The 14,155-nt window shown below is 70.5% G+C and carries 10 protein-coding genes; 9 read left to right on the top strand and 1 reads right to left on the bottom strand.

What is annotated here, in order from left to right; genetic code table 11:
* Positions 1-54 precede the first annotated feature (54 nt).
* On the top strand, positions 55-2,340 hold the full coding sequence (gene dacB / locus HUA74_RS11305; protein WP_141645561.1) for a D-alanyl-D-alanine carboxypeptidase/D-alanyl-D-alanine-endopeptidase: 2,286 nt from the start codon (positions 55-57) through the stop codon (positions 2,338-2,340).
* 231 nt (positions 2,341-2,571) lie between these two features.
* Complete coding sequence (locus tag HUA74_RS11310) at positions 2,572-3,078, top strand: single-stranded DNA-binding protein (RefSeq protein ID WP_141645562.1); 507 nt, start codon at positions 2,572-2,574, stop codon at positions 3,076-3,078.
* A 134-nt stretch (positions 3,079-3,212) separates the two neighbouring features.
* Here HUA74_RS11310 and HUA74_RS11315 read toward each other — a convergent pair whose 3' ends face one another.
* The gene (locus tag HUA74_RS11315) at positions 3,213-3,890 is read right to left on the bottom strand and encodes a succinate dehydrogenase (RefSeq protein ID WP_141645563.1); all 678 of its coding nucleotides are present in this window, start codon (positions 3,888-3,890) and stop codon (positions 3,213-3,215) included.
* Between the two features lie 262 nt (positions 3,891-4,152).
* Between HUA74_RS11315 and HUA74_RS11320 the strand changes: the two genes are divergently transcribed.
* The 7 genes from HUA74_RS11320 to HUA74_RS11350 all read left to right on the top strand — a co-directional run bounded on the left by HUA74_RS11320 (position 4,153) and on the right by HUA74_RS11350 (position 14,138).
* Positions 4,153-5,046 carry an Hsp33 family molecular chaperone HslO gene (locus HUA74_RS11320; RefSeq protein WP_174454574.1) on the top strand — a complete coding sequence of 298 codons (894 nt, stop codon included), beginning with the start codon at positions 4,153-4,155 and terminating at the stop codon, positions 5,044-5,046.
* A gap of 34 nt (positions 5,047-5,080) precedes the next feature.
* A complete protein-coding gene (locus HUA74_RS11325; protein WP_141648593.1) occupies positions 5,081-6,112 on the top strand; it encodes a Glu/Leu/Phe/Val dehydrogenase dimerization domain-containing protein in 1,032 nt (343 codons plus the stop codon).
* A gap of 119 nt (positions 6,113-6,231) precedes the next feature.
* Complete coding sequence (locus HUA74_RS11330; RefSeq protein ID WP_141648592.1) at positions 6,232-6,975, top strand: phosphoribosyltransferase; 744 nt, start codon at positions 6,232-6,234, stop codon at positions 6,973-6,975.
* Between the two features lie 19 nt (positions 6,976-6,994).
* Entirely contained in the window at positions 6,995-8,911 is a 1,917-nt protein-coding gene (gene selB / locus HUA74_RS11335) for a selenocysteine-specific translation elongation factor (RefSeq protein WP_174454576.1), read from the top strand.
* A complete protein-coding gene (locus tag HUA74_RS11340; protein ID WP_141648590.1) occupies positions 8,908-11,424 on the top strand; it encodes an ATP-binding protein in 2,517 nt (838 codons plus the stop codon). The genes selB and HUA74_RS11340 overlap by 4 nt, the downstream gene beginning before the upstream one ends.
* Positions 11,421-12,866 (top strand): sigma-54 dependent transcriptional regulator, encoded by a 1,446-nt coding sequence (locus HUA74_RS11345; RefSeq protein WP_174454577.1) that lies wholly within the window; start codon positions 11,421-11,423, stop codon positions 12,864-12,866. Before HUA74_RS11340 ends, HUA74_RS11345 begins: the two co-directional genes overlap by 4 nt.
* A gap of 501 nt (positions 12,867-13,367) precedes the next feature.
* Positions 13,368-14,138 (top strand): GNAT family N-acetyltransferase, encoded by a 771-nt coding sequence (locus HUA74_RS11350; RefSeq protein ID WP_371817226.1) that lies wholly within the window; start codon positions 13,368-13,370, stop codon positions 14,136-14,138.
* Positions 14,139-14,155: the final 17 nt, after the last annotated feature.

Genomic DNA, 14,155 nt, shown 5'->3' on the forward strand with positions numbered 1-14,155 from the left:
TGCCGTGCTTTCGCGCCCTTCCCCATAATGGCCGCCGACTTCCCCGGAGCGTGCGTGCAGGTTCTTCGAGCCAGACACCTCTTGGCCGCGACGGCCATCGTTTCCCTGCTGCTTCCATACGGCGCCGTCGCGGCGCCGCCTTCCTCCGCCGAGAAGCGCGCGGACCGCGAAGCCCTGCGGACCGCCTTGCTCGAAGTGCTCCAACGCGCCCCGCTCAAGGTGAGCCGGGTGGGCGTGCACATGCAGAGCCTTGATGACGGCACGGTGGTGTTCACCCACAACGCGGACGAGCTGCTCAACCCGGCGTCGAACGTGAAGCTCGTCACGTCCGCGGCGGCGCTGGCGACGCTCGGGCCGGAGTTCCGCTACGACACGGAGTTCCTCGTCGAGCCGGAGCTGCCCGCGGACGGCAAGGTGAAGACGCTCTACGTGCGCGGCAAGGGTGATCCGTCCATCACGACCGAGCGCCTGTGGGGCGTGGTGTCGGAGCTGTGGCACTCGGGTCTGCGCGAGGTGGGGGACATCGTCGTGGACGACTCCTGGTTCGACGCCGAGCGCACGCCGCCCGGGTATGACCAGGAGGACTCGGACCGGGCCTATATGGCGCCCACCGGCGCGCTGAGCCTCAACTGGAACGCGGTGGCCATCTTCCTGCGCCCTGGCGCGAGCCCCGGCGCCAAGGGCACCGTGGAGATGGAGCCGCCGAGCGACTACTTCATCGTGGACAACCAGCTGTCCACCGGCGCGCGGCGCGCTCGGCGTGTCTCCGTGACGTCGGACCCGTCCGGCGCCCAGCAGAAAATCGTCGTGCGCGGGCAGGTGCCGGCCGAGCGCGGCGGGGCCGTCAGCGTCTGGAAGAAGATCGACAACCCTCCCATGTACTTCGGCCAGACGCTCAAGCAGCTGTTGAGCACGCGGGGCATGAAGGTGAAGGGCCGGGTGAAGGTGGGCCTGACGCCGTCCAAGGCGCGCACGGTGCACGTGGCCCAGTCGGACACGTTCGACGTGCTGCTCAAGCGCCTCAACAAGCTCTCCAGCAACTTCGTCGCCGAGCAGCTGCTCAAGACGATGGGCGCGGAAGGGCGAGGCCAGCCGGGCTCCTTCACCAAGGGCGTGGAGGTGGTGGAGCAGTTCCTGGAGCGCGACGTGGGCATCTCCCGCGGCACATACGTGATGAAGAACGGCAGCGGCCTGAACGACGCGAACCGCTTCTCCGCAGCCCAGCTCAACAAGCTGCTCCGTCACATGTCCATCCGCTTCCCCTTCGCGCCGGAGTACCTGTCCTCGGTGCCCATCGCCGGCAAGGACGGCACGTTGAAGTACCGCTTCGAGGGCAGCGACGCGGTGGGCAAGCTGCGCGCGAAGACAGGCACGCTGGAGGGCGTCTCCGCGCTGAGCGGCTACGTGACGAGCGCGGGCGGTGAGCGCTTCTCCTTCTCCATGATGGTGAACGACTTCGCCGGCCGTGCCGGGCCCATCGTCGCGGGCCTGGATGCGCTGGGCGCGGCGGTGGCGGCCACGGGCTCCAGCCTGGGGCCTTCCAGCGCGGTGGCGTCCCTGGCGGACGGGGGCAAGCCGTCGGGCGCCATCGACGACGTGGCCGCCCGCATCAAGACGTACCTGGACCTGGGCCGGCAGAGGGACCAGCGCAACCTGGGCTTCCTGCGCACGGCGTGGCGCAGCGAGAGAGACCCTGCGGTGCGCGCGGTGCTGGCGGAGAGCCTCTACCAATCCAACCCGCATGACTACCTGGGCGCGCGCACGCTCCTGGACAGCTACTCGGCGGGCAACGACGTGTATGGCCGGCTGAGGGAAGTGGCGCGGGTGTTGTCCGTGGAGGTGCCCGGCGTCACCAGCATGGTGGAGCTGGCGGCGGGCGGTAACACGGAGGCGCTGGCCCGGGTGCTGGAGCTCGCGGGCGCCACGGGCGTGGATGCCCAGGCGCAGGCGGAGATGTCCGTCGCGCTGGGCGAGGTGGCTCGCACGGCGCCGGAGGAGCTGGTGGTGGCGCTGCGCGCGTCTTCGCCGGCGGACCGTGAGGCGGCCTCGACGCTGCTGGCCCGCGCGCTGGTGCAGGCGGGGCAGGCGGACCATCCCTTCTGGAAGTCGCTGCGCCGGCTGCAGGGCGCGGCGGACCCCCAGGTGGCCGCCTTCTCCAAGGGGCTGGACTCCACGCTGTCGCAGAAGGTGGCGGAGGCCAAGGCGCCCCGTCCGTCCGAGGGCGGCGCTCCGGTGCAGGTGGTGGCGCCGGCGGGAGGCGCCTCGTCTCCTACGCCCCCGCGTTCCACGGGCAGTGCCCCTGATGCGTCGCGCACCGCGGAGACGCGTCCGGGCGGGTAGCACCCGGTGGGCGGGTGCCACCTCCCAGGTGGTGCCCTCCCGCACCTTTCCACCGTCGCCTCCCTGCCTGCGGGGCCGCCGTCCGGGCGGGCCCGGGGCCCAGGGTCCGCCTTCTGGAAATGTCAGGCCGCACTGCTATACGTCGGAGGCAACCTGCCAGGGCTGATGCTCGGCGGGCAGTTTCCCCGCCGTGGTGGTGGGGAACTCGACGGAAAGACAGAGGGAGCAGTCATGGCTGGAGGCGTGAACAAGGTCATCCTCATCGGCAACCTGGGTGCGGACCCCGAAGTGCGGTTCACCCCGGGCGGTCAGGCGGTCGCGAACTTCCGCATCGCCACCAGCGAGAGCTGGCAGGACAAGAACGGCCAGAAGCAGGAGCGGACCGAGTGGCACCGCATCGTCGTCTGGGGAAAGCTCGCGGAGCTCTGCGGCGAGTACTTGAAGAAGGGACGGCAGTGCTACGTCGAGGGCCGCCTGCAGACTCGCGAGTGGATGGATAAGGAGAACCGGAAGAACTACACCACGGAAGTCGTGGCCAACGCGGTGACGTTCCTGGGCGGTCGTGACGCCGGGGAAGGCGCGGGTGGCGGTGGTGGGGGGCGCCGGCAGTCCGGTGGTGGCGGGCAGCCGCGCGGCATGGACAACAACGACTACGGCCAGCCGCCTCCCATGGATGACGGCATGGGCGGTCCCTCCGGCGGTGGCGGCGGCAACAACGAGGACGACATCCCGTTCTGAGCGCCGCCCGTCGCGCGGCACTCCAGAAACGAACCGGCCGCTCCCCAGAAAGACTTGGGGGCGGCCGGTGTGCTTTCAGGGCTGGAACGACGGGAGCGGGTGCGCCCGCGCGAGGGGCTTCCCGCTCCGGAGCTTTACGAGCCCGAGGGGCCGAAGGCGGCGCCCGCGGTGTAGAGCGCGTAGATGACGCTCCAGCTCATCGCCGTCAGCAGCAGGAAGAGGATGATGGAGACGGGCTCGAAGCGGCGCATGGCGCGCTCGCTGCCCAACAGGCCCCAGCCCATGGCGAAGCCCTGGAGGCCGTTGGCCAGGTGGTACGCGGTGCCCAGCGTGCCCAGCAGGTAGACGATGAGCGTGGGGCCGTGGAAGCGCATCTCCCGGGCGATGTCGGAGAACGCCTCCGGGTGTCCCGCCACCAGCCGGGGCTGCAGGAAGGCCAGCCAGATGTGCGCGCCGAGGAAGGCGAGCACGCCCAGGGCGCTCACGCGCTGGAGGATGAACTTGAAGTTGCCGTAGTTGTTGTACCGGTTGTTGTTCGGCCGGAAGCTGAAGAGCCGGACCAGGCCCCAGCCGGTGTGGAACAGCAGCGGCAGCATGACGATGATGAACGTCAGGGCCTGCGAGTACGGGTTGGCGTACGTGGTGACGGACTTCTCCCACGCGGCCGCGCCGTTGAACGCGGAGAGGTTGTCCCACAGGTGGTTGACGACCCAGAACGTCAGGGGCACCACCGCGAGGAACGAGCCCAGGCGGGACTTGAGGAGCGGAGTCTTCGTTGAAACGGCGTCGGCTGTGGCGGCCTGGGTGCTCATCGGGTCTCCAGCGATGGCGCGCGGGCAAGTGGCCGCGCCCCAAGTCAAAGTCGGGTGACTGTCGGAGGGCGGTTTATAACCGTTCCGGCCAGGACGCTGGATTTCTTCCGCCTCCCCGCATGGCAGCCGTCGCGCATGGAGGCATAAGCCTGGCCTTATGCGTCACCCTGGGTGGCCCTGCTGCCGGGCCGGCATGCGACGGGGCGTCCGCCTTCCGACGTTGGCGGGCACGAAGGGCTCGGGCACGCTAAGTCGCTCTGCCATGTCCGATGAGCTCGTCAGTGGATTGCTGAAGAAGTCCGATGTGCGCGTGGTGCTGGCGCTCACCACGGACCTGTCCCGCCAGGCCCGCGCCACCCACCACACCGCCCCCGCCGCCGCGGCGCTGCTGTCCCAGGCGCTCACCGCCGCCGCACTCCTGGGCGCGCTCCAGAAGGGCGACTCCCGCGTCAACCTCCAGGTGGAGTGTGACGGGCCGCTGCGGGGCCTCTTCGTGGACGGCGACACGTCCGGCCTCGTGCGGGGCTACGTGAAGAACACCCTCGTGGAGTACGTGGGCGGTGGCGGCGACCAGTACTTCTGGCGCCCCGTGCTGGGGAACAAGGGCTTCCTGTCCGTGCTGCGGGATTTGGGCGGAGGCGAGCACTACCGCTCGTCGGTGGAGCTGGAGCACTTCGACCTCGCCGCCGACCTGGAGCGCTACTTCCATCAGTCGGATCAGCTCCCCTCGCGCCTGGTGCTGGCGCAGCTGCCGGCCCAGCTCGACGGCAAGACGGAGTCCCTGGGCGTGGTGGCCGGCCTGCTCATCCAGCCCCTGCCCGGCGCGGACCTGGAGGCCTTCCAGGCGCTCGGTGAGCGGCTGCGTCATGCCGCCCCGTCGGTGCTCCTGGCGCACGCGGCGTCGGGTGGGGCCGCCGTGTTGCGCGCACTGTTGCCGGAGGCGGACTTCGAGGTGATGTCCCGCTATCCGCTGCGCTTCGGCTGCTCGTGCAGCGAGGACCGCGTGAAGCGCGCGCTGCTCGCGATGGGACGCGAGGAGCTGCAGGACCTCCTGGAGAAAGAAGGACAAGCGGAAGCAACGTGTCAATTCTGTACGACGCGCTATGTCATTCCAGGAGAGGAAATTCGAAGCATGCTGGCGAGCGGCACGGTTTGACTTGGGTGCGTGGCCTCGGTAGAGGCCGCGCGCCATGAGTTACTTCACGCAATTGCTCGAGGGCGGCTACGAAGCCGTCCATCTGCTCAGCGACTCCCGGACGGGCCTGAGGGCCATCGTCGGAATGCACAACACGCGGCTCGGTCCCGGGCTGGGAGGTACGCGCGCGTTGGCGACGTACACCAGCGAGGAGGAGGCCGTCGCGGACGCGCTCCGGCTGGCGCGAGGCATGACGTACAAGGCGGCGCTGGCGGGCCTGCCGCACGGCGGTGGCAAGGCCGTCATCATGCTGCCGCGCGGCAACTTCGACCGGGCGAAGCTGTTCGAGTCCTTTGGTCGCGCGGTGGAGTCGCTCGGCGGCCGCTACATCACCACCGAGGACAGCGGCACCAGCACGGACGACATGGAGCACGTGCGCAAGCACACGAAGAATGTCGTCGGCCTGAAGGAGCGCAGCGGAGACCCGTCGCCGGTGACGGCGTACGGCGTGGCGCGCGCGATGGAGGCCACGGCGAAGCACGTCTTCGGCCGGCCGGACCTCAAGGGGCTGCGCGTCACGGTGCTGGGCGTGGGCCACGTGGGCATGTACCTCGTGAAGGAACTGCACGAGCGCGGCGCGAAGGTCTGGGTGAGCGACATCAACGCCCAGAGCGTGGCGCACGCGGTGAAGGAGTACGGCGCCACGGCGGTGGACGCGGACACCCTGCACCGCATGGAGGCGGACGTGTACGCGCCCTGCGCGCTGGGCGGCGCCATCAACGACGCCACGCTGCCGCTCTTGAAGGTGAAGGCGGTGTGTGGAGCGGCGAACAATCAGCTGCTCACCATGCGACACGGCGAGCAGCTCGCCAGCCGGGGCATCCTCTACGTGCCGGACTACGCGGCCAACGCCGGGGGCCTCATCAACGTGGCCCAGGAGTGGGCGGGGTATGACCGGGAGAAGGCGTATGCCCGGGCGGCGAACATCTTCGACACCATCGACACGGTGCTGCGGCGCGCGAAGGAGTCCGGTCTTCGTCCGGAGCAGGTCGCCGACCGGATGGTGGAGGAGAAGCTGGCGGCCTGAGGTGGGCCGGCACCTCGACGTGTCTTCGGACGCGTCGAGGACGGGGACTTCAGCGGGATGTGGCCAGGGCGCGGTCCTCGGGGTATGACGGGGCCGCACCCCAGCCGGAGCTCACCGCCGTGGCCACCAAGCGGGCAGCGCCCGGGCCCAAGGCCCAGGGCAAGCGCAAGCCCACCGCGAAGTCCTCCTCGAAGAAGACTTCTCCGAAGTCTCGTGTCGCGCCGTCGTCGGCGTCGTTGTCCGCCGCGGAGCGCAAGCAGGCGCAGAAGCTCGTCTCCATTCCCGTGGACCTGGTGTTGGCGCCGCAGGTGGAAGCGCCGCGTCAGCCCACTGGCAAGGACCAGTCGCGCAAGCGCTCCGCGGGCGTGAAGGAGCTGACGTGGGCGGACTTCGACCGCGCCGTGCACCACCTGGCCGACGCCATCCGCAAGACGTTCAAGCCGGAGGCGGTGGTGGGTGTGGCCCACGGCGGCGTCTTTGTCGGGGGCGCGCTGTCCTCGGCGCTGGGCTGCGCGTTCTTCCCGGTGCGCATCAGCCGTCGCAGCCGGGACAGGGGTGACGAGGGGCGTCCGAAGGGCGGCCCCAAGACGAGCGGGGAGATGCCGCGCGAGCTGAAGGGCAAGCGCGTGCTCATCGTCGACGACGTGGCGTCCAGCGGCGACACGCTGTCGCTGGCCACGGCGCTGGCGCGTGAGGCGGGCGCCACCAAGGTGTCGACGGCGTGCCTCATCGCGAAGCCGGAGGGTTTCGCCCCGGACTTCGCCGGGCTGACCACGGGCTCGCTCGTCGTCTTCCCGTGGGACTACGCGCCTGGCGCGGGCGACGCGCGCTTCGAAGAGGACCCGGACAAGGCGGGGGCGTGAGCGGTGCCGTGGTGAGGCGATGATTGTCGGCACCGCGGGCCACATCGACCACGGCAAGACGTCGTTGGTGAAGGCCCTCACCGGCATCGACACGGACAGGCTCCAGGAAGAGAAGCGTCGGGGCATCACCCTGGAGCTGGGCTTCGCGCACCTCACGCTGGATGACGGCACGGTGGCGGGTGTGGTGGACGTGCCCGGCCACGAGCGCTTCGTGAAGGCGATGGCCGCGGGTGCTGGCGGCGTGGACCTGGCCGTGCTGGTGGTGGCGTCGGACGAGGGCGTGATGCCCCAGACGCGCGAGCACCTGGACATCTGCCGGCTCCTGGGCGTGCGCGCGGGTGTCGTCGCCCTCACCAAGTCGGACCTGCTGGCGGAGCCTGGGCCGGAGTGGCGCGCGCTGGTGGAGGCGGACCTCGCCGCGCTCACCACGGGCTCGTTCCTGGAAGGGGCGCCGGTGGTGCCCTGCTCGACGCGCACGGGGGAGGGACTGGACGCGCTGCGCACCGCGCTCAGCCGCGCCGCCGGTGCGCTGGCGAAGCGTCCCTCCGAGGGGCCGACGTTCCTCCCGGTGGACCGCGTCTTCACGCTGAAGGGCTTCGGCACGGTGGTGACGGGCACGTTGCTGTCGGGCACGGTGGCGGTGGACGACGCGGTGTCGCTGTTGCCGGGACAGCCGGGCCCGTTGCGTGTGCGCGGCGTGCAGGTGCACGGGCGGGCGGTGGAGAAGGTGGAGGCCGGGCAGCGCGCGGCGGTGAACCTGCCGGGCGTGGAGGCGGAGTCACTCCACCGAGGGCAGGTGCTGACGCGCTCGGGAGAGCTGCCCGAGACGCGCATGCTGGACGTGGAGTTGACGCTGCTGCCGACGGCGGAGTCGCCGCTGCCGCGTCGCCGGAAGCTGCTGTTGCACCTGGGCACCTCCCAGGTGGAGGCCACGGTGGCGCTGCTGGACGTGGAGCGGCTGGAGCCCGGCGAGACGACGCTGGCGCAGCTCCGGTTGGAGGCTCCGGTGGCGGCGCTCGTGGGCCAGCGCTTCATCCTCCGGGGCTCGCGTGCGCTGCCGGGGCGGGGCGCGACGCTCGCGGGCGGACGCGTGCTGTCGATTGTGCCCCCCCGGCGCCGCAAGGGGGGCTCGGCGGTGGTGGCGCCGTTGCGAGAGGCGGACCCGGCGGGGCAGGTGGCCTGGTTGCTGCGGCAGGCGGGCTATCGCGGACTGACGCAGCGGGAGCTGTTCGGCCGCTCCGGGCTGGGGCCTCGGGTGCTGACGCGCGCGCTGGAGCTGTCGGGCACGAGGGGCACGGCGTTGCTGCTGGACCGCGAGAAGCGGCTGTATCTGTCCGGCGAGGTGTTCGAGGGACTGCAGGGGCGAGCGCTCGCATTGCTGGCCGCATTCCATGAGCGCGAGCCCTTGCGCGAGGGCCTGTCCCGAGAGGAGCTGCGGCAGCGCCTGTCGTCCGAGCTGGACGCTCGCGCCTTCCAGCGGGTGTTGCAGGGACTGGGGGACACCGGGAAGCTGGAGGTGGACCGGGACCTCGTGCGTCTGAAGGGGCGCGGCCGTGCATTGTCGCTGGGGGACGAGGCGGCCCGGGCGCGGCTCGCCGCGGAGCTGTCCGCGACGGGACTGGCCCCGCCCACGGAGGGCGAGCTGTCCCAGAAGCTCCAGCTCCCGGTGCCCCGCCTGCGAGAGCTGATGAAGGTGCTGGTGGCCGAGGGGAGGGTGGTGAAGGTCAGCGAGGAGCTGTGCTTCGACGCGGCGGCGCTGGGCTCCCTTCGGGAGCGGCTGGTTGCCCACCTGCGCGAGAAGAAGGAAATTACCACCCAGGCCTTCAAGGAACTGGTGGGACAGAGCCGCAAGTTCGTCATCCCTCTGTCCGAGTACTTCGACCGGGAGAAGGTGACGCTCCGGGTGGGCGAGAAGCGGGTGCTGCGTCGCGGATGAGCACGAGGCATTACAGCGAGGCGTCGCTGCGCGCCTTCATCGAGCCCTTCGCCAACCCCGTGCTCGCGGTGGTGGACGGACGGGTGTTCGCCGCGAACGACGCGTACCTCGCGCTCCTGGGGCTTCCCCGGGAGCGAGTCGAGGGGCGCTCCATCATGGACTTCGTCCAGCCGGAGGACCGCAGCAGGCTGGTCGAGCGCTACCGCCTGCTGGAGTCCGGCGTGCCCATGGAGGCGGCGACGCAGCTGTACCAGGTTCCCTCGGCGGACGGCGTCACCCGCGAGGTGGCCCTCTACGCGTCCCATCTCTCGCTCGAGAGCGGGGGGCGGGCGCTGCTGCTCAACCTGCTTCCCATGGTGGACCGGCCCACCGAGCTGTCCGTGGCCGAGCGACTGGTGGAGACCTCCGCGGGTCTCGTGTCCGCGCACTCCGAGGACGCGGTGCGCCGCGTCGCGCTCAAGGGCCTGGAGGCCGCGGGCTTCCGGGTGCGGCTGTTGCGGTGGGACGGCATGCGGTTGCACGCGCTCGATGGGGGGCCTCCTCCGGTGGACGTGTACCTGGGGCTGGAGGCGCTGTCGGACGGGCGCCCTGTCTTCGGTGGCGCGGAGCGGGCCTCGCCCACGCATGTGTACCTGCCGGTGGGTGGGCCCCAGGTGGAGGTGCTGCGAGTGGAGGGGCCCTGGGTGGCGCCTCGCCACGGCTCGGTGCTGACGCTCTTCGCCAAGGTGGTGGGGGCGGCGCTGACGGACGCGCGTGTGCAGGCGGACAGCACCCGCAGCCGGTGGGAAGTGGGCGCCGTCGCGGAGATGGCGCGCTTCGTGGCGCGGCCGATTCCCCCCACGCCAGAGGACTTCCTGTCGCGCGTGTCGGAGCTGCTGCTGGCGGAGGCCGCCGTGCTGCACCTGACGAGCGGCGAGGAGGGCCCGCTGGAGCTGACCGCCCACTTCGGGCTCGCGGAGAGCGGCGTCTCCCCGGGGGCCGTGGACCGCCTGAGCCGGGTGATGGGGGCCTCGGTGCCGGACGCCCTGGATGGAGACCTCACCACGGAGGCGCAGGCGGCGGTGCTGCGCGAAGTCTCCGGCGGGGCGCTGGGCAGTGGCGCGGCGGTGCGGCTGGCTCGGGGCGGAGAAGTCTGTGGGGTGCTCCAGGTCCTGCGTGCTCCGGACCGGCCCTTCGACGCGCGGGATGTGCGGCTGCTCGGGACGTTGTCGGAGTTGCTGGTGACGCTGCTGGAGCAGCGGCGGCTGCGCTCGGAGTCCGGGCGGCAGCTCACGGAGACGCGCCTGCTGTTGGACCTGGCCCGCACCACGTCGGGCGTGCTGGAGACCTCCAGCATCCTCGACGTGGCCTCGGACTTCCTGGTCCACCTGCTGGACGTGTCCAACTGCTACATCATGCTGTACGACGAGAGCGCCAAGGTGCTCCGGGGCGCCGCGGCCTCCGCGGCCCATCGCGACTTCTTCCGCACGGTGGTGTTGTCGCTGAGCAGTGACAGCGTGGCGGCCCGGGCCGCGCGCGAGCGGCGGCCGGTGGCCATCGAGGACGTGGAGGCTTCTGGCGGAGGCTTCAACCCGCAGCTCGTCCAGCGCTTCGGCGAGAAGGCGCTCCTGGCGTTGCCGCTCACCTCTCGCGAGGAACTCATTGGCGTGGTGCTGGTGGACGACACGCGGCGCACCCGGGGCTTCAGCCCCCAGCTCGTCGAGCTGGCGGAGGCCACGTGTGGTCAGCTGGCGCTCTCCATCGCCAACGCGCGCCTGTACGAATCGCTGTGGGCCAGCTACGCGGAGCTGGCCGCCACGCGCGCGGAGATGGTGAAGCGCGAGCGACTGGCGGCGCTGGGCGAGCTGTCCGCGATTGTCGCGCACGAGGTGCGCAACCCGCTGGGCGTCATCTTCAACGCGGTGGCGTCGCTGCGCCGGCTGCTGGAGCCCGCGGGTGACGCGGGGATGCTGCTGGACATCCTGGGCGAGGAGAGCGACCGCCTCAACCGCATCGTCGGCGACCTGCTGGACTACACGCGCCCCAGGAACCCGGTGCTCCAGCACGAGGACCTGGGCCGCGTGCTCCAGGACTCGCTGGAGGCGGCGCGCGTGCAGGGCGGTGGCACGGACCGGCCCGTGCAAATCGATTCGGAGGTGGAGCCCGGCTTGCCGCCGGTGCCCATGGACCGCAGGCTCATCCGCCAGGCGCTCGTCAACGTGGCCGTCAACGCGATTCAGTCCATGCCGCAGGGCGGGAGGGTGCAGGTGCGGGCTCGACGGGAGGCGCATGGTGGGCGTGAGCAGCTGCGCATCGACGTGGCGGACCAGGGGCTGGGCATTCCCGCCGAGCTGCTCCACCGCGTCTTCGAACCCTTCTTCACCACCAAGGCGCAGGGAACGGGCCTGGGCCTGGCTGTCGTCAAACGTATCCTCGAGGAACATCGAGGCGAAATCGCCGTGGACAGCGTCCCCGGTCGCGGTACCACCTTCACTTTCCGCCTTCCCCTCTCGCAGCCCCCGTCCTTCCCATGACTGACGCGAACACCCCGCCGTCCCGTGGACGCATCCTCGTCGTGGACGACCAGCGCAACATGCGCGCGACCACCGCGTTGCTTCTGCGCGCCGAGCACTACACCGTCTTCGAGGCGGGCACGGGTGAGGAGGCCCTGGCCCACCTGTCGGGCGGCAGCATGGATCTGCTGCTGACGGACTTGAAGATGGAGCCCATGGACGGGCTGACGCTGCTCAGGCGCGCGCTGGAGGTGGCCCCCCGTCTCCAGGTCATCATGATGACGGCCTTCGGTTCCATCGAGAGCGCGGTGGAGGCGATGCGGCTGGGCGCCTACGACTACGTCACCAAGCCCTTCAAGGAGAGCGAGCTGCGCTACCGCGTGGAGCGCGCCCTGGAGCGCGCGCGCCTCCTGCGCGACGTGGACAACCTCGCCACCGACTTCAACCAGCGCCACGGCCTGTCCGCGCTGGTGGGGCGCAGCGCCGCCATGAGGGACCTCACCTCGCGGCTGATGCGCGTGGCGCAGAGCGACGCCACCGTGCTCATCCAGGGCGAGAGCGGCACCGGCAAGGAGCTGGTGGCGCGCGCGCTCCACGCGCACAGCCGTCGCAAGAGCCGCTCCTTCGTGCCCGTCAACTGCGCCGCCATCAGCGAGTCCCTGCTGGAGAGCGAGCTGTTCGGCCATGCGAAGGGCGCCTTCACGGGCGCGGTGAAGGCGCGCCGCGGCCTCTTCGAGGAGGCCGATGGCGGCACGCTCTTCATCGACGAGGTGACGGAGACGAGCCCCACCTTCCAGTCCAAGCTGCTGCGCGCCCTCCAGGAGGGTGAAGTCCGCCGCGTGGGCGAATCCACCGCGCTGCGCGTGGACGTGCGCACCGTCGCCGCCACCAACCGAGATATCGAAGTGGAGGTGCGCGAGAAGCGCTTCCGCCAGGACCTCTACTACCGCCTCAACGTGGTGACGCTGCGCGTGCCCCCCCTGCGCGAGCGTCTGGAGGACGTGCCCGCGCTCGCCGAGCACTTCCTGGAGCGCGCCAACGCCCGCAGCCCCAACCCCCGGCGCCTGTCCGCCTCCGCCGTGACGCACCTGATGGGCTACGACTTCCCTGGCAACGTGCGCGAGCTGGAGAACCTGGTGGAGCAGGCCGCCGCGCTCGCCGAAAGCGACGAGCTGCTGCCCGAGGACTTCCCGCTGCGCCAGGCCCGCCTGCCGCCCGCGCACGGCTCATCTGGCCTCAGTTCCCTGGACGGGCAGTTGGGCCTGGGCTCGGGCACGAGCGGAGGCCCCACGCTGGCCCAGGTGGTGGAAGAGGCCGAGCGCCGCGCCATCGCCCAATCCCTGGAGCGCCATGGCGTGGACCTTGCCCGCGTCGCGGACGAGCTGGGCGTCTCCTCCACCACGCTGTGGCGGAAGATGAAGCGCCTCAACCTCCGCCCGCCCAGCGAGGCGGTCCGGGAGTAGGGTGGAGTTGGACGTGTAACTTTTGCGCACCTGTGGATTCAGATCCGAAATGAACGAGGTTCATCGGTGAAAAACACAGGCGCTTGAAATCATTGAGAATTTTCAGTTCTGCAAGTCGATTTCAGGGCTGCAATGCAATCGCCGAGGTTGGCCAGTGTCGGGTGGACCTCTAAGTGCCTGAGAAAACTGGAGTTTGTCTCAAAACGACTCTTGGCACGACGACTGCTATAGCTCCACGCGGGACACATCGAAGCGAGGCTGAAGGCGGTTCCCCCCCACCCCTTCAGCACTTCCGGTGAGTCACCTTCAGAAGACCCGCGGCCCGACCCTCCCCTGTGGAGTGTCGGGCCGCCTTCTTTTGTGCTGTCGGCCGTTGAAATCCGCCCGCGTCGGTGTTCGCTCCATCCTTCTGCGGAGGAATGCCTGATGGCGGTGGAAGCGCGAAGGCAGCCGAGTGCGTGGGCCCTGAGGCCTGGCCGGGCCGAAGACTACGAAACCTACGTGAGGTTGTTCGCGGAGCTGGGGGTGGACGAACCACCTCCGTCCGCCTCCATGTGGGCCCATGAGGTGGCCCCCCGCACCCTGTTGGTGGACGGGCCGGGTGGGGTGGAGGGGTACACGTCGACGGACGCGCTGGGAGAGCTGGGCTACGTGGGGCAGCTGGTGGTGGCGCCCTCCGCGCGTCGGCGGGGGTTGGGGCGCTGGTTGATGGAGCGGGTGGCGGCGCGCTTCCGGGAGCAGGGCTGTCGGAGCTGGGCCCTCAACGTGAAGCGGGACAACGTCGCGGCCCTGGGGCTGTACACCTCGCTGGGCATGAGGCGCGCACGCCAGGGCATCAACCTGAAGGTGACGCGCGCCCAGGTGGCCGCGCTTCCGCCCGTGCCTGGCGGGCTGGTGGTGGTGCCCCTGGAGGCAGGTGACTGGGCGCCGCTGACGGGGGCCTTCGGGATGATGCCGGGCAAGCTGGCTCGCTACGCGACGCTGGCCTCGCACCGACTGCTGCGGCTGGCGCGCGAGGACGGTGTCGAGGAGGCGCCGCTCGGGATGATGGACATGCGCTCGGGCGGCGCGGTGTTGTTTCCCTTCTTCGCGGCCTCACTGCCTCATGCGCGGGCGCTGCTGGAGGGCGCCTTCTCGCTGCTGGGGACCTCGCGCGAGTCGATGGGCGTGGTGGTGACGGATGACGCGCCACTGGAGCGACTCCTGCGCGACGAGGGAGCCACCGTGAGCCTGGAGACCTTCGAGCTGCGTGGAGCGCTTCCGGAGCCGTAGCGCGCGCTTCGTGGCGG

It is taken from the genome of Myxococcus sp. CA051A (assembly GCF_013336705.1).
Taxonomy (GTDB): domain Bacteria; phylum Myxococcota; class Myxococcia; order Myxococcales; family Myxococcaceae; genus Myxococcus; species Myxococcus llanfairpwllgwyngyllgogerychwyrndrobwllllantysiliogogogochensis.